Source organism: Pseudomonas sp. FSL W5-0299 (genome assembly GCF_005930655.1).
Lineage (GTDB): Bacteria > Pseudomonadota > Gammaproteobacteria > Pseudomonadales > Pseudomonadaceae > Aquipseudomonas > Aquipseudomonas mandelii.
In genome coordinates, this window is record NZ_RXHX01000016.1 from 61,804 (window position 1) to 82,029 (window position 20,226).

The 20,226-nt window shown below is 59.8% G+C and carries 23 protein-coding genes and 1 pseudogene; 13 read left to right on the forward strand and 11 right to left on the reverse strand.

Annotation, left to right across the window (positions count from 1 at the left end):
- Window positions 1-798 precede the first annotated feature (798 nt).
- Both FHL16_RS35055 and FHL16_RS35060 read left to right on the forward strand, forming a co-directional pair.
- Window positions 799-996, forward strand: a pseudogene (locus FHL16_RS35055) (HAMP domain-containing protein); the annotation flags it as partial.
- Window positions 997-1,107: 111 nt separating this feature from the next.
- Complete coding sequence (locus tag FHL16_RS35060; protein ID WP_370693218.1) at window positions 1,108-1,851, forward strand: methyl-accepting chemotaxis protein; 744 nt, start codon at window positions 1,108-1,110, stop codon at window positions 1,849-1,851.
- A 95-nt stretch (window positions 1,852-1,946) separates the two neighbouring features.
- Here the strand turns inward: FHL16_RS35060 and FHL16_RS19360 are convergent, their stop codons facing one another.
- From FHL16_RS19360 to FHL16_RS19370, 3 genes are read right to left on the reverse strand one after another with little or no spacing between them, the layout of a single operon-like run.
- On the reverse strand, window positions 1,947-2,570 hold the full coding sequence (locus FHL16_RS19360; protein WP_010458207.1) for an SOS response-associated peptidase: 624 nt from the start codon (window positions 2,568-2,570) through the stop codon (window positions 1,947-1,949).
- Between the two features lie 35 nt (window positions 2,571-2,605).
- Entirely contained in the window at window positions 2,606-2,866 is a 261-nt protein-coding gene (locus tag FHL16_RS19365) for a putative signal transducing protein (protein ID WP_010458208.1), read from the reverse strand.
- Window positions 2,867-2,875: 9 nt separating this feature from the next.
- Window positions 2,876-3,058, reverse strand: a complete 183-nt coding sequence (locus FHL16_RS19370; RefSeq protein ID WP_010458210.1) for a CPXCG motif-containing cysteine-rich protein — start codon at window positions 3,056-3,058, stop codon at window positions 2,876-2,878.
- A gap of 139 nt (window positions 3,059-3,197) precedes the next feature.
- On the opposite strand from FHL16_RS19370, the gene FHL16_RS19375 reads away from it, so the two are divergent.
- The gene (locus FHL16_RS19375) at window positions 3,198-4,364 is read left to right on the forward strand and encodes a 1-acyl-sn-glycerol-3-phosphate acyltransferase (RefSeq protein ID WP_077749002.1); all 1,167 of its coding nucleotides are present in this window, start codon (window positions 3,198-3,200) and stop codon (window positions 4,362-4,364) included.
- A 231-nt stretch (window positions 4,365-4,595) separates the two neighbouring features.
- Here the strand turns inward: FHL16_RS19375 and FHL16_RS19380 are convergent, their stop codons facing one another.
- Complete coding sequence (locus tag FHL16_RS19380; protein WP_010458213.1) at window positions 4,596-4,874, reverse strand: hypothetical protein; 279 nt, start codon at window positions 4,872-4,874, stop codon at window positions 4,596-4,598.
- A 192-nt stretch (window positions 4,875-5,066) separates the two neighbouring features.
- Here FHL16_RS19380 and FHL16_RS19385 point away from each other — a divergent pair, with 192 nt between their 5' ends.
- Complete coding sequence (locus FHL16_RS19385) at window positions 5,067-5,273, forward strand: hypothetical protein (RefSeq protein ID WP_010458215.1); 207 nt, start codon at window positions 5,067-5,069, stop codon at window positions 5,271-5,273.
- A 97-nt stretch (window positions 5,274-5,370) separates the two neighbouring features.
- Here FHL16_RS19385 and FHL16_RS19390 read toward each other — a convergent pair whose 3' ends face one another.
- On the reverse strand, window positions 5,371-5,955 hold the full coding sequence (locus tag FHL16_RS19390; protein WP_010458217.1) for a YajG family lipoprotein: 585 nt from the start codon (window positions 5,953-5,955) through the stop codon (window positions 5,371-5,373).
- Window positions 5,956-6,160: 205 nt separating this feature from the next.
- Between FHL16_RS19390 and FHL16_RS19395 the strand changes: the two genes are divergently transcribed.
- Window positions 6,161-6,394, forward strand: coding sequence for a hypothetical protein (locus FHL16_RS19395; RefSeq protein ID WP_010458219.1), 234 nt, complete (start codon window positions 6,161-6,163; stop codon window positions 6,392-6,394).
- A 738-nt stretch (window positions 6,395-7,132) separates the two neighbouring features.
- The gene (gene mqo / locus FHL16_RS19400; protein ID WP_077749003.1) at window positions 7,133-8,641 is read left to right on the forward strand and encodes a malate dehydrogenase (quinone); all 1,509 of its coding nucleotides are present in this window, start codon (window positions 7,133-7,135) and stop codon (window positions 8,639-8,641) included.
- Window positions 8,642-8,843: 202 nt separating this feature from the next.
- On the opposite strand, the gene FHL16_RS19405 is transcribed toward mqo, so the two are convergent.
- A complete protein-coding gene (locus FHL16_RS19405; protein WP_010458223.1) occupies window positions 8,844-9,131 on the reverse strand; it encodes a PA4642 family protein in 288 nt (95 codons plus the stop codon).
- 63 nt (window positions 9,132-9,194) lie between these two features.
- A complete protein-coding gene (locus FHL16_RS19410; RefSeq protein ID WP_010458225.1) occupies window positions 9,195-9,680 on the reverse strand; it encodes a hypothetical protein in 486 nt (161 codons plus the stop codon).
- Window positions 9,681-9,831: 151 nt separating this feature from the next.
- Here FHL16_RS19410 and dauA point away from each other — a divergent pair, with 151 nt between their 5' ends.
- On the forward strand, window positions 9,832-11,553 hold the full coding sequence (gene dauA / locus FHL16_RS19415) for a C4-dicarboxylic acid transporter DauA (RefSeq protein ID WP_010458228.1): 1,722 nt from the start codon (window positions 9,832-9,834) through the stop codon (window positions 11,551-11,553).
- A 9-nt stretch (window positions 11,554-11,562) separates the two neighbouring features.
- On the opposite strand, the gene FHL16_RS19420 is transcribed toward dauA, so the two are convergent.
- Together FHL16_RS19420 and FHL16_RS19425 are read right to left on the reverse strand one after the other, a co-directional pair.
- Window positions 11,563-12,036 carry a WbuC family cupin fold metalloprotein gene (locus FHL16_RS19420; protein ID WP_077749004.1) on the reverse strand — a complete coding sequence of 158 codons (474 nt, stop codon included), beginning with the start codon at window positions 12,034-12,036 and terminating at the stop codon, window positions 11,563-11,565.
- A gap of 3 nt (window positions 12,037-12,039) precedes the next feature.
- Window positions 12,040-12,597, reverse strand: coding sequence for a hypoxanthine-guanine phosphoribosyltransferase (locus tag FHL16_RS19425; protein ID WP_010458232.1), 558 nt, complete (start codon window positions 12,595-12,597; stop codon window positions 12,040-12,042).
- Window positions 12,598-12,761: 164 nt separating this feature from the next.
- Here FHL16_RS19425 and upp point away from each other — a divergent pair, with 164 nt between their 5' ends.
- The gene (gene upp, locus FHL16_RS19430; protein ID WP_010458234.1) at window positions 12,762-13,400 is read left to right on the forward strand and encodes a uracil phosphoribosyltransferase; all 639 of its coding nucleotides are present in this window, start codon (window positions 12,762-12,764) and stop codon (window positions 13,398-13,400) included.
- 2 nt (window positions 13,401-13,402) lie between these two features.
- Window positions 13,403-14,677: a uracil-xanthine permease family protein gene (locus FHL16_RS19435; RefSeq protein ID WP_010458235.1), complete on the forward strand. Its 1,275-nt coding sequence runs from the start codon at window positions 13,403-13,405 to the stop codon at window positions 14,675-14,677.
- A 104-nt stretch (window positions 14,678-14,781) separates the two neighbouring features.
- Here FHL16_RS19435 and hemH read toward each other — a convergent pair whose 3' ends face one another.
- Window positions 14,782-15,807 (reverse strand): ferrochelatase, encoded by a 1,026-nt coding sequence (gene hemH, locus FHL16_RS19440; RefSeq protein ID WP_010458238.1) that lies wholly within the window; start codon window positions 15,805-15,807, stop codon window positions 14,782-14,784.
- Between the two features lie 13 nt (window positions 15,808-15,820).
- A complete protein-coding gene (locus FHL16_RS19445) occupies window positions 15,821-16,723 on the reverse strand; it encodes a TIGR01777 family oxidoreductase (protein ID WP_077749005.1) in 903 nt (300 codons plus the stop codon).
- A 196-nt stretch (window positions 16,724-16,919) separates the two neighbouring features.
- On the opposite strand from FHL16_RS19445, the gene FHL16_RS19450 reads away from it, so the two are divergent.
- The 4 genes from FHL16_RS19450 to FHL16_RS19465 all read left to right on the forward strand — a co-directional run bounded on the left by FHL16_RS19450 (window position 16,920) and on the right by FHL16_RS19465 (window position 20,225).
- Window positions 16,920-17,906, forward strand: coding sequence for an NAD(P)/FAD-dependent oxidoreductase (locus tag FHL16_RS19450; protein ID WP_077749006.1), 987 nt, complete (start codon window positions 16,920-16,922; stop codon window positions 17,904-17,906).
- Complete coding sequence (locus tag FHL16_RS19455; protein ID WP_010458245.1) at window positions 17,903-18,118, forward strand: TIGR02450 family Trp-rich protein; 216 nt, start codon at window positions 17,903-17,905, stop codon at window positions 18,116-18,118. The genes FHL16_RS19450 and FHL16_RS19455 overlap by 4 nt, the downstream gene beginning before the upstream one ends.
- 203 nt (window positions 18,119-18,321) lie before the next feature.
- Window positions 18,322-19,284, forward strand: coding sequence for a YbgA family protein (locus tag FHL16_RS19460; RefSeq protein ID WP_077749007.1), 963 nt, complete (start codon window positions 18,322-18,324; stop codon window positions 19,282-19,284).
- Complete coding sequence (locus tag FHL16_RS19465; RefSeq protein WP_077749008.1) at window positions 19,284-20,225, forward strand: MerR family transcriptional regulator; 942 nt, start codon at window positions 19,284-19,286, stop codon at window positions 20,223-20,225. The genes FHL16_RS19460 and FHL16_RS19465 overlap by 1 nt, the downstream gene beginning before the upstream one ends.
- The last annotated feature ends 1 nt before the right edge of the window (window position 20,226 follow it).

The window sequence follows — 20,226 nt, forward strand, 5'->3', positions numbered from 1 at the left end:
ACATTGAGTCTGAGCCGGGAGCAGTTGATCAGCCTGATCAAGGAAAACGTGGCCAAGAACCCGAAAATTCTCGGCACCTATATAGGTTGGGAAAAAGACGCGCTCGATCACAACGATGCGGCCTACGTCGACACCAAGGTGGTCGGCATCGACGCCAGCAACGGGCGCTTCCTGCCGTGGTGGTTTCGCAACGAGGACGGCACCCTGGGCCTGGACAAACTGGTGGACGTCGATGACCAGAAAACCCTGTCCACCGGGGTCCGTGCCAGCGAGTACTACCTGTGCTCGAAAGAAACCAAGAAGTCCTGCGTGATTGATCCGGCGCCCTACAAGGTCGGCGACAAGATCGTCATGCTCGCCTCCTTTATTGAACCGATCATGCTCAACGGTGCCTTCCAGGGCATCGTCGGCGCCGACCTGTCGGTGAACTTCATCCAGGAAATGTTGCTGGGGGCGAATCAGAAACTGTACAGCGGCGCAGGGGAAATGGCGCTGATCGGCGGTAATGGCCGGATCGTTGCCTACACCAAGGACCCAAGCAAATTCGGCGAAAAGGTCAGCGACATTCTCGACAGCAAGCAGATCGCCAACATGGCCCACCTCAAGGGCGGCGAAGTGACTTACACCGTCGACAAGGCCCAGGGCCGGATCGAGTTGTACCTGCCCTTCGGCATCGGCCAGACCGATGCGCGCTGGACCTTGATGCTGCAATTGCCGCTGAACGCCGTGATGGCTGACCTGCAAAAACTCCAGGGCGACCTGGACGCTCAGCGCAAATCCGACACCTTCGGCATGGCCATGGTCGGTTTGTTGATCGCCGGCATCGGTCTGTTGGTGATCTGGCTGGTGGGCCACGGCATCGCCCGCCCGCTCAAGCAAATGGTGGCGATGCTCGACGATATCGCCAAAGGCGAAGGCGACCTGACGCGCCGCCTGACCAGCGACCGCGCCGACGAACTGGGCTCGATTGCCAAAGGCTTCAACACGTTCCTCGCCAAGCTACAGGCGATGATCACCCAGGTCGTGACCTCGGTGCAGAGCGTCAGCGATTCATCGGAACACACCGCCGACATTGCCATCCGCACCAACATCGGTGTGCAGAAGCAAATGGCCGAGATCGATCAAGTGGCGACGGCGGTGCATGAAATGACCGCCACCGCCCAAGACGTGGCACGCAACGCCACCCAGGCCGCGCAAGCCGCCAGCCATGCCGATCAGGCAGCGGCCCAGGGCATGCAAATTGTCCGGGATACGTCGAATTCGATTGGCGTCCTGGCAATTGAAATCGGCAAGGCTGTGGGCGTGGTGCAAACCCTGGCCAAGGACAGCGAGAACATCAATGCGATCCTGACCGCCATTCGCGGGATCGCTGAACAAACCAATCTGCTGGCCTTGAATGCGGCCATTGAAGCGGCACGCGCGGGCGAACAGGGCCGCGGTTTTGCGGTGGTGGCCGATGAAGTGCGCAACCTGGCGCAGAAGACTCAGAAAGCCACTGAAGAAATCCAGACCATGATCCAGCAACTGCAACAAGGCACCCGCGATGTAGTGCGGGTCATGGAGGACAGCCAGAACCGCACAGACGAAAGCGTGCAACATGCGGCGAAAGCGGCCGAGGCCCTGGAGACCATTACTCAGGCGGTGTCGGTGATCAATGACATGAACACCCAGATTGCCAGTGCGGCCGAAGAGCAGAGCGCGGTGGCGGATGACATCAACCGTAACGTGATCAACATCGGGCAAGTGGCCAATGAAGTGGCCGGCGGGGCGGATGAATCCAGTGCGGCGAGTGCGGATCTGACCAAGTTGGCGGAACAGCAGCGGCGGTTGATCAATCAGTTCAAGGTTTGATCCAAAAAACCCTTCGCGGGCAAGCCTCGCTCCTACAGAACACTGCGGTCCGTAGGAGCGAGGCTTGCCCGCGAAGGCGTCAGCACAGGCAACCTTTAACCAGGGGTCAGACACTCCGGCCCATTCAGCTTCGGATCATTCACCAGATTTGCCAATACCCGCTCGCGCAACGCCGCGGGTTCACTGGCCAGCAACCCTTGCAATACATGCAGCGGCGTCTCGGGATCAAGCCACGCCGCCTGCCCTGCCTCATCCAGAATCAATGGCCGACGCTGACTCGCGGCCGGCTGGGTGATCACCGCCGTGCTCAGCCACACCTGCTCCTGCACCGGATACGCTTCCCAGATCGCCGCAAAAAACAAGGTCGAGCCTTCTCCCGGCGTCAGCCAATACGGACGCTTGCGGGTCGTGCCACGCCATTCGTAGAAACCGTTGGCCGGCAGCAGGCAACGGCGTTCGCGCAAGGCCTGGCGAAACATCGGTTGTTCAGCGACGGTTTCGGCCCGGGCATGGGCCGGGGTGCGGGAAAGATCGGTCAGCCACGGCGGCGTCAGCCCCCAACGCGCCCGCGCCAACTCACGCTGAGCGTCTGCGCCGGCACGCAGCATCAGCACCGAATCATTGGGGGAAATATTCCACTGGGCCTGCTGATCGGCAGGGAAGCCAGGCAGGGCCGCGAAGGCGGGGTTCCAGCGAAACAGGGCATAACGTCCACACATGGGGCAACACGACTCTCAATAAAACGAACGCCAGCCTAACAGACCAGCGTGCCGGGAAAGCTGTCCGGTTCATCACCGGGCAGTGGCAGCGCGGCATTGTACGCGGTGATCAGCTCGCGGGCGTATTCGGCCTGGTCGTTGTCCACCGACAAACCCAGCAGGCCGTAGATCGGCAGTTCACCGGTCCCGCCGATCAAATCGCGGCCCACCAGATGCGCCTCAATGCCCTCGCTGGCCAGCATGCCTTGCAGCAACTCCCCTTCCATCAGGTTTTCCGGCTCGTAGATTCGCTGCATAGACGCCCCTTACTCGTTTTCGCTGAACACTTCGAGATGCCATTCCTCTCCGTCTACCTGCAACACAAACGTTATCGGCCGACAGCACACCTGACAGTCCTCGATATAGGTCTGATCGCCACCGGACAGGTCCACCGTCGTCTCGACCTCTTCACCACAATACGGACATTCGTACAACGCAGGTTCCAGCATCGCGGTCTCCCAAGTGACTTGTGCGTATAATCGCCGGTCTATTTGCAGGGCTATTTTTGTCTGGCTAACTTTTCAGACCGTGCCCCGTTGGTTTTCGATCAAAACCTTTACTTACCCTAGCCGTTTCTAACAAGAGAGCATGATGGGCGAATTCGATGCCATCCGACCTTACAATGACAGCGAAGTCCCTGCGGTGCTGGACCGACTGCTCGGCGACAAGGCGTTTCTAGATATCCTCATCCATTTCCGCTTCCCGCGTTTTGCCGGTGCCTTTGGCTGGGCGCTCAAACCTCTTATAGCTCATCGGCTGCGCCGTGAGTTCGCCAGCGTCACCTCGGTGGCGACGTTGCAGGATAAAGTCGAGATGTATGTCGACCACACCATCGAACGAGCCACGGACGGTGTGACGTACACCGGCGTCGAGCAGTTCAAGTCCGGCAGCGCCTACCTGTTCATCGCCAACCACCGTGACATCGTGATGGACCCGGCCTTCGTCAACTACGCCGTGTACCACGCCGGCCTGCCGACACCGCGCATCGCGATCGGCGACAACTTGCTGCAAAAGCCCTTTGTCAGCGATTTGATGCGCCTGAACAAGAGCTTCATCGTGCACCGTTCGATCACCGGGCGTCGCGAGAAGATGGCGGCGTATCAGCTGCTGTCCGCCTACATCAACCACTCGATCCGCAACGATTGCGCCTCCATCTGGATCGCCCAGGCCGAGGGCCGGGCCAAGGACGGTGATGACCGCACCGAGTCGGCGATCTTGAAGATGTTCCACATGAGCCGCAAGGACGAGCCGTTCGGCGAAGTCATCCGCTCGCTCAACGTCAGCCCGGTGTCGATCAGCTACGAATACGACCCGTGCGACCAGGCCAAGGCCCGCGAGTTGTTCATCCGTGCCACCACCGGCAGCTACACCAAAGTCCCGGGCGAGGACGACGTCAGCATCGCCAAGGGCATCACCGGCTACAAGGGCCGGGTGCACGTGAACTTCGCCGCGCCGATCACCGAACTGTTCGACGACACCAAGCAATTGGCGATCGAAATAGACCGGCAGATTCTCGGCGGCTACCGGTTATTCCCGGTGCATTACCTGGCTTACGCGCAGTGGAAAGACGCTGACCCGCAATTGCAGGTGCCAAAAGCTGCCGAGGTGTTTGCGGCCGACGAACTGGCCAAGGCCCAGGAAGAATGGCAACGCCGACTGGAAGCCTGCCCTGAGGAACATCGGCCGTATCTGGTGCTGCAATATGCGACGCCGGTGCGTAATCAGTATCGGGTCAAGGCTGGTTTGCCGCTGTAATTGACTGGATACAACAACGGCGCCTTCGAGGCGCCGTTTTTATTTGCCTCGACGCGGTAGGAGGGCAAGGCTCTGTACCTGTGGCGAGGGAGCTTGCTCTCGCCCGACTACGCAGCAGTCGAAACATCGGTGCTAGCGGTTTGCCTGACGCTACAAGGATGGCTGGTTTTGGGACCGTTTCGCAGCCCAGCGGGAGCAAGCTTCCTCGCCACAAGGTTCTGCGTCAAAGATTCAGAACCAGGTGCTGATCCACGACACCAGCAACGCCAACCCCAGGCACGCGAAGCCGAAGCGGTAGAAAAACCGGTTCATGCGCAATGTCGCCCAATCCAGGGTGGGCTCTTCGTTCGGGCGGCTCTGGCGTTGGGCGACAAGGCTCGCCATGGCGCGTTGTTCACGGCGACGCGTGGCATGCAGCAGCCAACTACCCGGGAAGGCCAACAGCAAGGCCAGCAGGTTGATCAACTTGGCGGGATGGTGGGTGAACAGCGAAATCAAATGCAACGACATCACGGACCTCGGCAAAACAGGTGTGGCAGACGCCGAACCGACGACCGCGGCGCGAATTCTACCGAAAGCCTGTCCCCCTGCCCTGCCTTTCCGACAAATAACGAACCATCTGACCAAATGCTGCCCTGTGTCACGGCTCCGTCATCTGAATACGCCAGTCTGGCGGCCCTCGAAACCGACACGGATACCGTCATGCTGCACGCCGAAAACCAGGACCGCCTCTACCTCATCGCCCAGAGTGACGAACAACAAAACCTCGTAGGAAGCCTCGCCTTTAACGTTCAGGACCGCCATTGGCTGGTTTATTGCGCACTGGGCGGGCATCAGCATGCGGATTTGCCAGAGACGGATTTGCTGACCGGCGTGAGCGTGCTGGATTTCTATTCACAAGCGGCCTGACCCCACCAGCCTCGCGCCTGCTGGTGATCGGTAATCAGCAGGCATGAAAAAGCCCGGAGCCATTGCTGGCACCGGGCTTTTTTGAATCTCGCGAAAGTTACTCGCCGAGAATCTGACCAATCGTCGGGTCCTTGAACAGACGCGTCAACGCATCGCTCAACACGTCGCTGACCAGCTTGGTGTTGGTTTCCTGATTCGGCGCCATACCGAAACGCTGGTCCAGGGATGCGCCGTAACGGCCGCTGTAGCGACGGTTGGCGTTCTGCACATCCGAGCGGAAGGTTGCGCCGATGGTCGCTTCAGTCACGTACATGCCTTCTTTAGGCGACTGATACTTCAACTCGGCCAGGGTCACGGTCAATTGCGGGGCATTCAGCGCATTCGAGGTCGGGGTGAAGCCCAGCAACCGCACGGCCGCCTCGGCCTGTGCCTGCAACTTCGGCAGGATCTGCGCGCCCTGCACGGTGATCGCGCTGGTCTCGGGGTACAAGCCACCACGGGTGCCCAGGGTTGGCGACGGACGACCATCCACCACACGCACCACCACCGGCTGACCGCGGCCGACCGGCGCCAGCTGAGCTGTCAGCTTGGGTTCAGGGTTCAGTTGTTGCGGGCTGTGGGCGCAGCCGACGAGGGTCAAACTGGTCACAGTGATCAAACCGAACAACAGGCGTTGCAACATGCTCTTCTCTCCAGAATCAGGCACAAACAGGCCCGCAGTATAGCCGTGCGCCACTGCAGCGAACTAGGGCGCTGCAATGATTGAAGTAATTTCCTACAAACCCATCAGAAACCCCCTCGTGTCACAGATCTGTCATCGCCCATACACTTTCACGTCACGGCTTGCTGGCAACCTTCTCGGCAGGTCACCCACAAGGTACTTTGTCATGCGTTATCTCATCTCGCTGTTCGCGCCACGCCCCTTGCACCGCAGTTTTGCCCTGCTCGACCGCAATGGTCATTGCCAGGCGTTCAAGCAGTGCAGCCTCCAGCCGATGGGCGATGGCTGGGTCGAAATCGAAGAAATCCGCCTCAACTGGTTGCACCATCCCCTGCCCCCGAGCGCCCGTGTCAGCCAGCGCCGGCCACGTGCACGGGTGCAACATCTGTTGACCACCTGACCAGACGCCTAATAAAAGTCATTAAACACGTCCATTTCCCTGCGTTTCTTAGATACAATCTCCCCCCGATTATAAGGACGTCTCCTGATCGGGCCTCGCAGCATCGTCAATGCTTCGGTATTGGCACCCCGCACCGCCCACAGAGAGCCGCCCACACAGATCGAGTGAAGCTGGCGCGCTTGCTGTTCCTTGAGCAAAAACCCCACTTTTCGCGAATCTGCAGAGCTGTCATTACGCTCGGTCACTGAGCTGTTTGCCCGTTTTGCCTGTCATGTACCCCATGACGGCAATCCATCCGGGCACGGTGCCAGGCTGGGACAGCCCTTTTTTGAGGTTCACGTCTTCAAAAGAGCGTGAAAAAAACGGGTTTTCACAACTTCACAAGAGTGTGGCGAGCAAATGAATAGTTTTGCGTCTGAACATGCACCATTAGCGTCTGAAACAGCCCAACGACACAGGACCGAGTACTCCTCGAACACCGGAGCCTGAAGCCTGTCCGCTACGGATTTGGTTGCACAAACGGATGTCTCGACCATAAGTCGAATTGCCAGCCGCGCGCTGAGATGAGTTCATGTAACTCTTTAGGCCCGGCCGCATGCATCCGTCGAAGTTGCGAAAAATTGCGAAGATTCGGACATGGCAACACTGACCACGGGTACCTGGGCATCACTGACACGCCCCGGAACGCCTGGCAGCCATGCCGACAATTTGGTGCTGCAGATTTTGGAGACGCGTTAAATGGCGCATAACGAAGCAGTCGACGTAGTACTGGTTGGGGCCGGCATCATGAGTGCCACCCTTGCCGTACTGCTCAAAGAACTCGACCCCGCGATCAAGCTGGAAGTCGTCGAGCTGATGGATTCCGGTGCTGCGGAGAGTTCCAACCCATGGAACAACGCCGGTACCGGTCACGCCGGGCTGTGTGAGCTCAATTACACGCCGCAGGCGGCCGACGGCAGCGTCGACATCAAGAAAGCCGTGCACATCAACACTCAGTTCGAAGTGTCGAAGCAGTTCTGGTCCTACCTGACCAAAAAAGGCACGTTCGGCTCCTGCAAGACGTTCATCAGCCCGGTGCCGCACCTCAGCTTCGTGCAGGGCAATGATGGCGTTTCCTTCCTCAAGGAACGCTTCAAGACCCTGAGCAAGCACCACGCCTTCTCGGACATGGAATACACCGAAGACAAGGCCACCATGGCCGACTGGATGCCGTTGATGATGCCGGGCCGGCCAGCCGACGAAGTCGTCGCAGCCACCCGCGTAATGAACGGCACCGACGTCAACTTCGGCGCCCTGACCAATCAATTGCTCAAGCACCTGACCAGCGCACCCGATGCCCAGGTCAAGTACTGCAAGCGCGTGACGGGCCTCAAGCGTAACGGCAGCGGCTGGACCGTCAGCATCAAGGACGTCAACAGCGGCAACACCCGTGAAGTCGACGCCAAATTCGTCTTCCTCGGTGCGGGCGGCGCGGCACTGCCGCTGTTGCAGGCCTCGGGCATCGAAGAAAGCAAAGGCTTCGGCGGCTTCCCAATCAGTGGCCAGTGGCTGCGTTGCGACAATCCGGAAGTGGTCAAGCATCACCAGGCCAAGGTCTACAGCCAGGCTGCGGTGGGTTCTCCACCGATGTCGGTGCCGCACCTGGATACCCGCGTGGTCGATGGCAAGAAGTCCCTGCTATTCGGACCTTATGCCGGTTTCACCACCAAGTTCCTCAAGCATGGCTCCTTCATGGACCTGCCGATGTCGGTTCGCGCCGGCAACATCGGCCCGATGCTGGCCGTGGCGAAAAACAACATGGACCTGACCAAGTACCTGGTCAGCGAAGTGATGCAGTCGATGGAGCAGCGTCTGGACTCTCTGCGTCGCTTCTACCCTGAGGCGAAAGCCGAAGACTGGCGCCTGGAAGTGGCCGGCCAACGGGTGCAGATCATCAAGAAGGATCCGAAGAAAGGCGGCGTTCTGCAGTTCGGTACCGAACTGGTCGCGGCCAAGGACGGTTCCCTTGCCGCCCTGCTCGGCGCCTCCCCAGGCGCTTCGGTGACTGTTTCGATCATGCTTGAGCTGATTGAAAAATGCTTCCCGAACAAGGCATCCGGCGAATGGGCTGCCAAACTGGCGGAAATCTTCCCGGCCCGGGAAAAAGTTCTGGAAACCGACGCTGCGCTGTATCGCAAGATCAATGCGCACAACAACGTCGCCCTGGAACTGGTTGAAGCCAGTAACGAGACCGAAAGCTACGCTTGATTCGGCCCCATGAAAAACGCCCCGTTCTCAGTGAGAGCGGGGCGTTTTTTTTAGGACGCTGAAATTATCTTTGTGGCGAGGGAGCTTGCTCCCGCTGGGCTGCGAAGCGGCCCCAAAGCTCTGCGAACGGCATAGATTTTGTGAGCGCTGCGCACTCAAGCGGGAGCAAGCTCCCTCGCCACATATTCCGGTGTGTCCGGGATCAGCCGCGCGCCTTGGCAATCAACTCGATGTACTCGGCCGCATTGCGCTGATCCTTGATCAGGGCGACGAAGTCATTGCCGTGCTCATCCTTGCCATCCAGGTCCAGGCCGGCTGCGACGAAGAATGTCAGAAAACGCTCGAAGTCATCGATGCGCAGGCCACGGTAGGCCTTGATCAGCTTATGCAGGGACGGCGAAGTGGCGTCGACCGGTTCGAAATCGAGAAACAACTTGATCTGCTCATCGCCGATCTCGTCACCAATCACTTGTTTCTTATCTTTACGCATTGCCGACTCCAGCTCGCAGACATTTCACGGGGCGGGCAGTTTACCCCTGCCCGGGCACAAGGCTCAACGCGGACGAACAGCGCCCGTGTGCAGATCGGCCCAGACATGGCCGTTGGCGTAGCTGAGGAACTGGCAATAGACCGTGCCATTGCGCAACAAATCGATCACCACCCGGTACTGCGCCATCGGGTAAAACAGCGTCAGGGTTTTGCTTTTTTCGTCATAGATCGGCTTTTTCAGGCTTTTGCTTTCGCCGTCGAAATTGACCAGCACCTGGTTGATGGTCGCGCCCTTGTTCAAGGATTTGCCCTTGAGGCGGATCATCATCGGAGACGTAACCGGAATCGGTTGTTGATTGGACTGACGCTGGCTGCCAACCACCACCGAATATTCGGTGACCTGCAACAACTGTTGCTGCTCGGGCTCCGCGTCACGCAGGGTAAGGTCGTCAGGCGGCAGAAACTGCGCGTGCATCGGCGCCGGGGCGGCCGCCAGAGGCAGGCTGAGGGTCAGCAACAGGACGGCGCAGCTGCGGATCAAAAGGCTCATGACGGGCTCCGAAGACGGGGCCAAGCACTCTAGCATGAGGATCAACCGCGCGAATTGGCGATATAGGTCAATACTTCGCAGTACGAGGTTGGCCATGCTGGACGAGCTTTCAGCCGTCGTTCAACAGTGCATCGTCTTCTAGGGAGTGTGCATGACGTTCTCCGTCCCCCCATTGTTTGCGGCCTGGCGTCAGACCTGGCGCGCCGGCTACACCCTCAGGCGCTTACGCGGCGACATCAGTGCCGGGGTGACGGTAGGGATTATTGCCATCCCGTTGGCCATGGCCCTGGCGATTGCCGTAGGTGTACCGCCCCAGCAAGGGTTGTATACGGTACTGATCGCTGCGCCCCTGATCGCCCTGACGGGAGGTTCACGTTTCAATGTCAGTGGGCCGACCGCCGCGTTCGTGGTCATTCTGTTGCCCATCACCCAACAATATGGCCTGGGCGGCCTGCTGCTTTGCACCATGCTTGCCGGCGTCATTCTCATTGCCTTGGGGCTGATTCGAGCCGGGCGGTTGATTCAGTACATTCCGTACCCGGTCACCCTGGGCTTTACCGCCGGGATCGGCATTGTCATTGCCACCCTGCAATTGAAGGATTTGCTGGGCCTGACCACCGCCGGCCAGGCAGAACACTACATTGAACAACTGGGCGTATTGATTCTGGCGTTGCCCAGCGCCCGACTAGGGGACGGGATCATCGGCCTCACATGCCTGGCCGTTCTGATTGTCTGGCCACGGTGGGTGCCGAGGATTCCGGGGCATCTGGTGGCGCTGACAATCGGCGCGCTCCTGGGGGTGGCGCTGGAGCACGGAGGGCTGGCGGTGGCGACATTGGGTGAGCGCTTCAGCTATATGGTCGACGGCGTCAGCCATCCCGGCATTCCGCCGTTCCTGCCAAGCTTCGATTGGCCTTGGAATCTACCCGGCCCCGACGGCCAGCCGCTGCACCTGTCTTACGATTTGATCCGTCAGTTACTGGCGCCGGCGTTCGCCATTGCCATGCTCGGCGCCATCGAATCCTTGTTGTGTGCGGTAGTGGCGGATGGCATGACCGGCAGCAAACACGACCCCAACGCAGAACTGCTGGGCCAGGGCCTGGGCAACCTGATCGCACCGTTGTTCGGTGGCATTACCGCCACGGCGGCCATTGCCCGAAGTGCCACCAACGTGCGCAGCGGCGCCTTTTCGCCACTGGCCGCCATTATTCACAGCGCCGTGGTGCTGATGGCAATACTCGTCCTGGCACCGCTTTTCAGCTACTTGCCGATGGCGGCACTGGCCGCGTTGCTGGTCATGGTGGCGTGGAACATGAGCGAGGCCCGGCACGTGCTCCATACCTTGCGCATCGCGCCTCGCAGCGATGTGCTGGTCTTGCTGACCTGCCTGAGCCTGACGGTGTTGTTCGACATGGTGATGGCCGTCGCCGTCGGCCTGCTGCTGGCCGCCGGGTTATTTATCAAGCGCATGAGCGATCTCACCGACACCGCCGAACTGCCTCGCGGCTTCCATCAAGCCTTGCAGGACATGCCGGAGCACGTTCGCTGCTACGCGATACGCGGGCCGCTGTTCTTCGGCGCAGCTGAAAAAGCGCTGGGGGTGCTACGCAAATTCAACCCGGAGGTCAAAGTGGTGATCGTCGAGATGAGCGCCGTGCCGATGCTGGACATGACGGCGCTGGCCGCCTTCGACAATATCCTGAGGGATTACCGCAAGGACGGCATCGGCCTGATTCTGGTGGCGACCGCTCCACGGGTGCGCCTGAAGCTCAGGCGCGCGGGCATCCATCGGGAACAGCGTCAGCTGGCCTACGTGAACAACCTGGAACAGGCCCGTCGCAAAAGCGAACGCTGGCTGGCCGAGGAAAATTGAGCGCACGGCTCAATCAAACTGTGCGCGCATCCACGCCTGATACTCGGCCACACCCGGCTCGCCTTCACGTGGCGCCCACGGCGCAAGCTCGCCTTCACCCACCGGGCGATAAGGCCCGGCTTTGCACTCGAACATCAGGCTGTCGGCTTCCAGCACGACCAGGCCATGGAACACGCCTGTTGGCAGGTCCACGCCGACACAATCACCACCGGCGACGAGGACTTGCTTCGTCACGACCACGCCAGACTCATCAAAGATCAGCAAACCGAGCCGCCCTTTGAGGACCAGCAATGTTTCTGCCTTGTTGTCGCCCAAGTGTCGGTGAGGCGGGATATACGTGTTTGGCTGCAACCCCACCGCCATGCGATGGCAAGCCTCTTCCATCTGATGGAAGTTGTGATGCTGACGCCCGCGCGGATTGGCCGCAGCTTTCTCGGCCAATTCGGTGAACAGCGTTTGATCAAGAAAGCTCGGCGTGGCCAATGATTACATTCCTTTAACAGCAAAAATCCCGTTGGCGTTACGCCAGTAACCTTTGTAGTCCATGCCGTAACCGAAGATGTAACGGTCGATGCACGGCAGGCCGACGAAATCGGCTTTCAGGTCCGGGCGAGCCTTGCGGTCGTGGTCCTTGTCGATCAGCACGGCGGTGTGCACTTTGCGCGCGCCAGCGTGTTTGCAGTAATCGATGATCGCGCCCAGGGTGTGACCTTCATCGAGGATGTCGTCGATGATCAGCACGTCGCGGTCGAGGAACGAAACTTCCGGCTTGGCTTTCCAGAACAGGTCACCGCCGCTGGTTTCGTTGCGATAACGGGTGGCGTGCAGGTAGGACGCTTCCAGCGGGAAGTGCAGATGGGTGAGCAGCTTGCCGGCGAAAATCAGGCCGCCGTTCATCACGCAGAACACCACCGGGTTAGTGTCAGCCAGCTGTTCATTGATGTGTGCACCGACGCGGGCGATGGCCGCCTCGACTTCAGCTTCGGTGTACAGGCAGTCAGCCTCTCGCATGATTTGACGGATATGCTCGAGATCAGCGGACATGGCGCTCTCCAGGGGGGGACGGATTCGGGAAAAGCGGGCAAAGGTACGCATCCCGCACGGCCAGATCAAGCGTTTGTGGACTAACGTACTGTATGTCTATAGGACAACACCCTCGGATAGATTAATCTAGGCCGGTTTTTTTGCCCGCCGCCGGAGCCTTTCCCATGCCCATCCTCGAGATCCGCCATCCGCTGATCCGTCATAAACTCGGCCTCATGCGCCGCGCCGACATTAGCACGAAGAATTTCCGTGAGCTCGCTCAGGAAGTCGGTGCCCTGCTGACCTATGAAGCCACCAAAGACCTGCCGCTGGAAACCTACGACATCGAAGGTTGGTGCGGCACCGTGTCGGTGGAGAAAATCGCCGGCAAGAAAATCACCGTAGTGCCAATCCTGCGCGCCGGCATCGGCATGCTCGAAGGCGTGCTGAGCCTGATCCCGGGTGCCAAGGTCAGCGCCGTCGGCGTGGCCCGCAACGAACAAACCCTGCAGGCCCACACCTACCTGGAAAAACTGGTTCCGGAAATCAACGAGCGCCTGGCAATGATCATCGACCCGATGCTCGCCACCGGCAGCTCCATGGTCGCCACCATCGACCTGCTGAAAAAGGCCGGTTGCCGCGACATCCGCGCCATGGTCCTGGTTGCCGCGCCGGAAGGCATCGCCGCTGTAGGCAAAGCGCACCCGGACGTGATGATCTACACCGCCTCCATTGATGAAAAACTCAACGAACACGGTTACATCATCCCAGGCTTGGGCGATGCCGGTGACAAGATCTTCGGTACCAAGCAGAAGGACGCTTGAGCATGCAGCAAGAGTTCAACGATCCGCTCTGGCGCACGGTTCTGTCTGGCGCACAGATGCTGTTCGTGGCCTTCGGCGCCCTGGTGTTGATGCCGCTGATTACCGGCCTTGACCCTAACGTGGCGCTGTTTACCGCAGGCCTGGGGACGATTCTGTTCCAGATCGTCACCGGGCGCCAGGTGCCGGTATTCCTCGCATCGAGCTTCGCTTTCATCACCCCGATCATTCTCGCCAAGGGCCAGTTCGGCCTCGCGGCGACCATGGGCGGCGTGATGGCGGCGGGTTTCGTCTACACCTTTCTCGGCCTTGCGGTGAAGATCAAAGGCACCGGTTTCATCGACCGTCTGCTGCCACCGGTAGTGATTGGTCCGGTGATCATCTCGATCGGCCTGGCCATGGCGCCGATTGCCGCCAACATGGCGATGGGCAAGGCTGGCGACGGCACCGAGCTGATTCCCTATCAGACCGCCATGCTGATCTCGATGCCGGCGCTGCTCACCACGCTGATCGTCGCCGTGTTCGGTAAAGGCATCTTCCGCCTGGTGCCGATCATTTCCGGCGTGCTGGTCGGTTTTGCCATGGCGTTCTATTTCGGCGTCGTCGACACCGCGAAGATTGCCGCCGCACCGTGGTTTGCGATTCCGCACTTCACCGCGCCGGAGTTCAACTGGCAGGCGATTCTGTTCATCGTTCCGGTAGCCCTGGCGCCAGCCATCGAGCATATCGGCGGGGTAATTGCCGTCGGCAGCGTGACCGGCCGCGATTACCTGAAGAAACCCGGCCTGCACCGCACCCTGCTCGGCGATGGCATTGCCACCACCGCTGCCGGTCTGTTCGGCGGCCCGCCCAACACCACCTACGCCGAAGTGACGGGCGCGGTGATGCTGACCAAGAACTACAATCCGAAAATCATGACCTGGGCGGCGATCTTTGCCATCAGCCTGGCGTTCGTCGGCAAGTTCGGCGCACTGCTGCAAAGCATTCCGGTGCCGGTAATGGGCGGGATTTTGTGCCTGTTGTTTGGCTCGATCGCTGCGGTGGGGATGAACACGCTGATTCGCCACAAGATCGACCTGGGCGAAGCGCGCAATCTGGTGATTGTGTCGGTGACGTTGGTGTTCGGGATTGGCGGTGTGCTGGTCGGCACTGGCACCGGCCCCGATGACTTCGGCCTCAAAGGCATTGCGTTGTGCGCGGTGGTGGCGATCGGGCTGAATCTGTTGCTGCCGGGCAATGACAGCTGGAAGCACAAGAAGGCGGATGAGCCGTTGTTGTAGTCAGCCTTGAGAATGCCTTCGCGGGCAAGCCTCGCTCCTACAAGTTGTGTGTCGCTCGACACAACGACGCAATTCTGTAGGAGCGAGGCTTGCCCGCGAAGCTTTTAAAGCGCCAACGGCGCCCTTTCACACAAGGCACTCAACGCCCGCGCCCACTGCGGATCATCGTTGAGGCAAGGCACCAGCACCAAATCCTCGCCCCCCGCCTCGCGGAACAATTCCTTCCCGCGATCACCGATTTCCTCAAGCGTCTCGATGCAATCGGCAACGAACGCCGGGCACATCACTAGCACCTTCTTCACGCCCATTCCCGCCAGCTCATCGAGGCGCGCTTCGGTGTAGGGTTCGATCCACTTGGCCCGACCCAGACGCGACTGGAACGACACCGACCACTTGCCATCCGCCAGCCCCATGCGCTTGGCAAACTCCGACGCCGTGCGCAGGCATTGGGCGCGGTAGCAGGTCGCCAATACTTCTGGCGAAGCGTTCTGGCAGCAATTATCGCTTTGGAAGCAATGGTGACCGGTAGGGTCGATCTTCTTCAGGTGCCGCTCCGGCAAACCATGGAAGCTCAGCAACAGGTGATCGTAATCCTGCTGCAAATAAGGTTTCGCGCTGGCGACCAATGCGTCGAGGTATTCCGGCTGATCGTAGAACGGCTGGAGAATCGAAAACTGCACATCGAGCCGCTTCTCACGCACCACCCGCTTGGCTTCTTCAATCACCGTGGTCACGGTGCTGTCGGCGAATTGTGGATAAAGCGGTGCGAGGGTGATTTTTTTGTGGCCCTGAGCAGCCAGCTCAACCAGTTTCGTCTCAATCGACGGCTCGCCGTAGCGCATCGCCAGCTCAACCGGCCCATGGTGCCATTGCGCAACCATGGCCTCGCGCAGGCGACGGCTGAGCACCACCAGCGGCGAGCCCTCCTCCCACCAGATCGACGCGTAGGCGTGGGCGGACTGCTCCGGACGCTTGATCAGGATCAGCGACACCAGCAAGCGTCGCACCGGCCATGGCAGGTCGATCACGTAGGGGTCCATCAGAAATTGATTGAGGTAACTGCGCACATCCGCCACCGATGTAGAGGCAGGTGAACCCAGGTTAACCAGAAGCAATGCGTGATCGGTCATGCAACGTCCTATTTCAAAGGCGGCTGGACAGGTCGTCCAGGGCCGCGCGCAAATCGGTGAACTGGAACGTGAAACCCGCTTCCAGCAAGCGCGCCGGTACGGCCTTCTGGCCACCCAGCAACAACAGTGACAACTCGCCCAGGCACACTTTCAAGGCCAAGGCCGGCATCGGCATGAACGCCGGTCGGTGCAGCACGGCGCCCAATGTTTTGGCGAACTCGCGGTTGCGCACCGGTTTTGGCGCGCAGGCATTATATGGACCGCTCGCATCAATGCGATGCAGAAGAAAATCAATCAGGGCGATTTGATCGTTGATATGAATCCAGGGCATCCACTGCCGACCACTGCCCAAAGGCCCGCCCAGCCCCAGTTTGAATGGCAGCAACAGCCGCGACAAAAAGCCGCCCTCGGCAGACAGCACCAAACCGGTTCGAATCAGGATCACCCGAATACCCATGGCCTCGGCGCGCTGGCCGGTTTCTTCCCAGGCAATGCACAACTGACTGGCGAAATCATCGATGGACGGCGGAGATGCTTCGGTCAGTTCGCGCTCGCCACTGTCGCCGTACCAGCCGATGGCAGAACCCGAGATCAACACCTGCGGTTTCTGCGCGCGGGTCTCGAGCCAGGCCAGCAAGGTTTCGGTCAGGGTGATGCGACTCGCCCAGAGCAAGGCTTTGCGCCTGGACGTCCATGGCCGATCAGCAATGGGCGCGCCCGCCAAATTGATAATTGCGTCCACCGGTTCTTGCCCGAGGTCTTCGAACAACGCGACGCCGCGAACCTGGGCACCGCAGATTTTCGCGACTTTTTCCGGCGTGCGGCTCAAGACTGTCAGGCGATGTCCCTGACTCAACCAGTGTCGGCAGAGTTGACGTCCTATCAAACCAGTACCGCCGGTCAGCAATATGTGCATGACTTCTTCCTCGCGTGGCGTTTTACCCTGATCACTAGTCTATTTTTATAAGCAGGGATCTTTGGTATCGGGCAGTGTCTGTGTTTAACAATAGGCCAAGCTGTCAGATCGAGAACGCTAAAAGTTATACCAAAAAACAATATTGTACAGGTTTAAACCACGGCGTAGTCTGTACAGAAAGGTAAACGAGGCCCCTATGACTGTACCTATCGCAATCATCGGCACCGGCATCGCCGGGCTCTCAGCCGCTCAGGCCCTGACAGAAGTCGGGCACATTGTTCAACTTTTCGATAAAAGCCGCGGCAGTGGCGGACGCATGTCGAGCAAGCGCAGTGATGCGGGTGCCTTGGACATGGGCGCGCAGTATTTCACTGCCCGCGACCGGCGCTTCGTCACCGAGGTCCAGCGTTGGCAATCCAACGGCTGGGTCGCCGAGTGGACGCCGCAGCTCTACACCTTCCACGGCGGGCAGCTCAACCTGTCGCCGGACGAACAGACACGCTGGGTCGGGACACCGCGCATGAGCGCCATCACCCGCGGCCTGCTCGGCGACCTGGAAGTGCATTTCGCCTGCCGGATCACCGAGGTCTATCGCGGTGAAGAACACTGGCACCTGCAAGACGCCGAAGGCTTCACCCATGGTCCGTTCAGTCACGTGGTGATCGCCACGCCGGCGCCTCAAGCCACGGCACTGCTGGCCTCCGCGCCGAAACTCGCCGGGGCCGCCGCCGGGGTGAAAATGGAGCCAACGTGGGCGGTGGCGCTGGCATTCGATACGCCGCTGGATACCCCCATGGAAGGTTGCTTCGTGCAGGACAGCCCGCTCGACTGGCTGGCGCGCAACCGCAGCAAACCCGGGCGCGACAACACCCTCGACACCTGGGTACTGCATGCGACGAGCGCCTGGAGCCGGCAACATATCGACCTGCCCAAGGAGGCGGTGATCGAGCAACTGCACGGTGCATTTGCCGAGCTGTTGCACAGCGCCATGCCCGCCCCGACCTTTAGCCTCGCGCACCGCTGGCTTTACGCGCGTCCCGCCAGCAGTCACGAATGGGGTGCCTTGGCCGATGCCGACCTGGGACTGTATGTATGCGGCGACTGGTGCCTGTCCGGGCGTGTCGAAGGCGCCTGGCTCAGCGGCCAGGAAGCTGCACGACGGTTACACGAGCACTTGCAGTGAATAGAATCAATCCGAGTAAATTGCTGCTGTCGAAATGGACAGCAGCCCACCCGCGAAACCGCGAGAAACATTTTCTGGTGACCGAACTGTTCCGCGATGAGGAAGGCACGGTGCTGGACGTCGAATTGCAGGCGGTGCTGACCCAACGCAGTGAGCGTCTCCCATGGCAATCGCTGAAAGCCAGCGACGACTGGATACTCGGCTGGAAATAGATCCTGCCCGCGGATGCGGTGTGTCAGCTACCCATGTGTCGCCTGATCCACCGCTATCGCGAGCAAGCCCTCTCCCACAAGGGAATGCACTCCCCTCCCGAAAACCTATACAAATAATTTGACTTGTACACCTTTGAATCTATGATGAAGACAAAGTTGTACAGAGTTACCGCTCTGTACAGGTCTGGATTCGAGGTGTTCCGATGCATGTACAGCCAGCGACTCTACCGAAAATCGCCATCAGCGCCTGCTTGATGGGAGCGGAGGTGCGTTTCAACGGTGGGCACAAGGAATCGCGCCTGTGCAGCCGAACCCTCACCGACTATTTCGAGTTCGTACCGGTGTGCCCGGAAGTCGCCATTGGCTTGGGCATTCCTCGCGAACCGATCCGCCTGATCGGCGACCCCGAACATCCCGAAGCCGTTGGCACCGTCAACCCTGAGACCAACGTCACCCGGCCGCTCGCCGAGTACGGTCAGAAAATGGCTGCGGAGCTGGACGATATCTGCGGCTACATCTTTATGCAGAAATCCCCTTCCTGCGGCCTCGAGCGGGTCAAGGTCTACCAGGCCAACGGGTCGCCGGTGGACGGAGGTGGACGTGGTATCTACGCCCAGGCGTTCTGCGCCCTGCACCCCAACTTACCGGTGGAAGAAGATGGCCGCCTCAACGACCCGGTATTGCGCGAAAACTTCCTGACCCGCGTGTTCGCCTACAGCGCCTGGCAGCAGCTATTGCGAGAAGGAGTGACACGACGCGGCCTCATAGAATTTCACTCGCGCTACAAATACTTGCTGATGGCCCATAACCCGGTGCAATACAAAACCCTGGGCAACCTGCTGGGCAACATGGGCCAGACCGATCCTGCGGAACTCGGCCCGCGCTATTTCAGCGAACTGATGGCGGCATTGAAAAAATGCGCGACGCGGCGCACCCACACCAATGTCCTGCAGCACATAAGCGGTTATCTCAAGCAATTCATCAGCCCTGAAGACAAGCAGGAAATGCAGCACGTCATCGGCCAGTACCGGCACGGCATCGTGCCGTTGGTGGTGCCTCTGACGCTGCTCAAACACTATTTCCGTCAACACCCGGATCCGTACATCGCGCAGCAGGTTTACCTTCAGCCGCACCCGGAAAACCTCAGCCTGCGAAACGCCATCTAATGAAAAGCCCAATCGACACCAGCGCCAGCGAAGACCTTGGCGCCGACTTCAAGAAAGCCCTGGACGAAGGCTGGTTGCCGATACGCGAAGTGGCGCGCCAGACCGGCGTGAACGCCGTGACCCTGCGCGCCTGGGAGCGACGCTACGGGCTGATCGTGCCCCAGCGCACGCCCAAGGGGCACCGCTTGTTTTCTGCCGAACACGTGCAACGGATTTTGACCATTCTTACCTGGCTCAATCGCGGCGTGGCCGTCAGTCAGGTCAAGCAGCTGCTCGACACGCCACAAGCCTTTACCGAAACCGTCGAAAACGATTGGCAAGTGCTGGGCCAGACATTGCTGCAAGCGGTGACCCAGCTCAATGAACGCACGCTGGATGACACCGTCAATCAAGCCATGGCGCTGTATCCGCCTCGTACCTTGTGCGAACAACTGCTGATGCCGTTGCTGGCGGAGCTGGAGCAACGCTGGCAGGGCCAGTTCGGCGCGCAGATGGAGCGGGTGTTTTTCTTTTCCTGGCTGCGTAGCAAATTCGGCGCACGCATCTACCATAACAACCGTCAGTTACGCACCGCGCCGTTGCTATTGATCAATCACTCGGACCAGCCACTGGAACCTTGCCTGTGGCTGACCGCGTGGCTGATCAGCAGCGCCGATTGCCCGGTGGAAGTCTTCGACTGGCCGCTGCCGCCAGGCGAACTCGCGCTGGCGGTCGATCACCTGCAAGCCCGCGGCGTACTGCTGTATTCCAGCAAAGCCATGAACATTTCGCAGCTGCCGAAACTTTTGAATGGCGTCAGTTGCCCAAAAATGATTGCCGGACCAACGGTATGCATCCACCACGCCGAGCTGTCCGCAAAAACGTCCGAGAGTGTTGATTTGTTCCTGGCCGAAGACCCGCTATCGGCTCACCAGGAACTGGTCAATCGTGGGCTTATTTAAT

Bases quoted from the DNA above. Each gene is read 5' to 3' on its own strand.
- FHL16_RS19405 (WP_010458223.1), bottom strand. From the start codon at position 9,131: ATGCGTAAAGATAAGAAACAAGTGATTGGTGACGAGATCGGCGATGAG.
- FHL16_RS19365 (WP_010458208.1), bottom strand. From the start codon at position 2,866: ATGCAGCGAATCTACGAGCCGGAAAACCTGATGGAAGGGGAGTTGCTG.
- FHL16_RS19465 (WP_077749008.1), top strand. From the start codon at position 19,284: ATGAAAAGCCCAATCGACACCAGCGCCAGCGAAGACCTTGGCGCCGAC.
- FHL16_RS19460 (WP_077749007.1), top strand. From the start codon at position 18,322: ATGCATGTACAGCCAGCGACTCTACCGAAAATCGCCATCAGCGCCTGC.
- FHL16_RS35060 (WP_370693218.1), top strand. From the start codon at position 1,108: ATGGCCGAGATCGATCAAGTGGCGACGGCGGTGCATGAAATGACCGCC.
- FHL16_RS19380 (WP_010458213.1), bottom strand. From the start codon at position 4,874: ATGTCGTTGCATTTGATTTCGCTGTTCACCCACCATCCCGCCAAGTTG.
- upp (WP_010458234.1), top strand. From the start codon at position 12,762: ATGCCCATCCTCGAGATCCGCCATCCGCTGATCCGTCATAAACTCGGC.
- FHL16_RS19425 (WP_010458232.1), bottom strand. From the start codon at position 12,597: ATGTCCGCTGATCTCGAGCATATCCGTCAAATCATGCGAGAGGCTGAC.
- FHL16_RS19450 (WP_077749006.1), top strand. From the start codon at position 16,920: ATGACTGTACCTATCGCAATCATCGGCACCGGCATCGCCGGGCTCTCA.
- mqo (WP_077749003.1), top strand. From the start codon at position 7,133: ATGGCGCATAACGAAGCAGTCGACGTAGTACTGGTTGGGGCCGGCATC.
- FHL16_RS19390 (WP_010458217.1), bottom strand. From the start codon at position 5,955: ATGTTGCAACGCCTGTTGTTCGGTTTGATCACTGTGACCAGTTTGACC.
- FHL16_RS19435 (WP_010458235.1), top strand. From the start codon at position 13,403: ATGCAGCAAGAGTTCAACGATCCGCTCTGGCGCACGGTTCTGTCTGGC.
- FHL16_RS19445 (WP_077749005.1), bottom strand. From the start codon at position 16,723: ATGCACATATTGCTGACCGGCGGTACTGGTTTGATAGGACGTCAACTC.
- FHL16_RS19370 (WP_010458210.1), bottom strand. From the start codon at position 3,058: ATGCTGGAACCTGCGTTGTACGAATGTCCGTATTGTGGTGAAGAGGTC.
- hemH (WP_010458238.1), bottom strand. From the start codon at position 15,807: ATGACCGATCACGCATTGCTTCTGGTTAACCTGGGTTCACCTGCCTCT.
- FHL16_RS19360 (WP_010458207.1), bottom strand. From the start codon at position 2,570: ATGTGTGGACGTTATGCCCTGTTTCGCTGGAACCCCGCCTTCGCGGCC.
- FHL16_RS19410 (WP_010458225.1), bottom strand. From the start codon at position 9,680: ATGAGCCTTTTGATCCGCAGCTGCGCCGTCCTGTTGCTGACCCTCAGC.
- dauA (WP_010458228.1), top strand. From the start codon at position 9,832: ATGACGTTCTCCGTCCCCCCATTGTTTGCGGCCTGGCGTCAGACCTGG.
- FHL16_RS19395 (WP_010458219.1), top strand. From the start codon at position 6,161: ATGCGTTATCTCATCTCGCTGTTCGCGCCACGCCCCTTGCACCGCAGT.
- FHL16_RS19375 (WP_077749002.1), top strand. From the start codon at position 3,198: ATGATGGGCGAATTCGATGCCATCCGACCTTACAATGACAGCGAAGTC.
- FHL16_RS19385 (WP_010458215.1), top strand. From the start codon at position 5,067: ATGCTGCACGCCGAAAACCAGGACCGCCTCTACCTCATCGCCCAGAGT.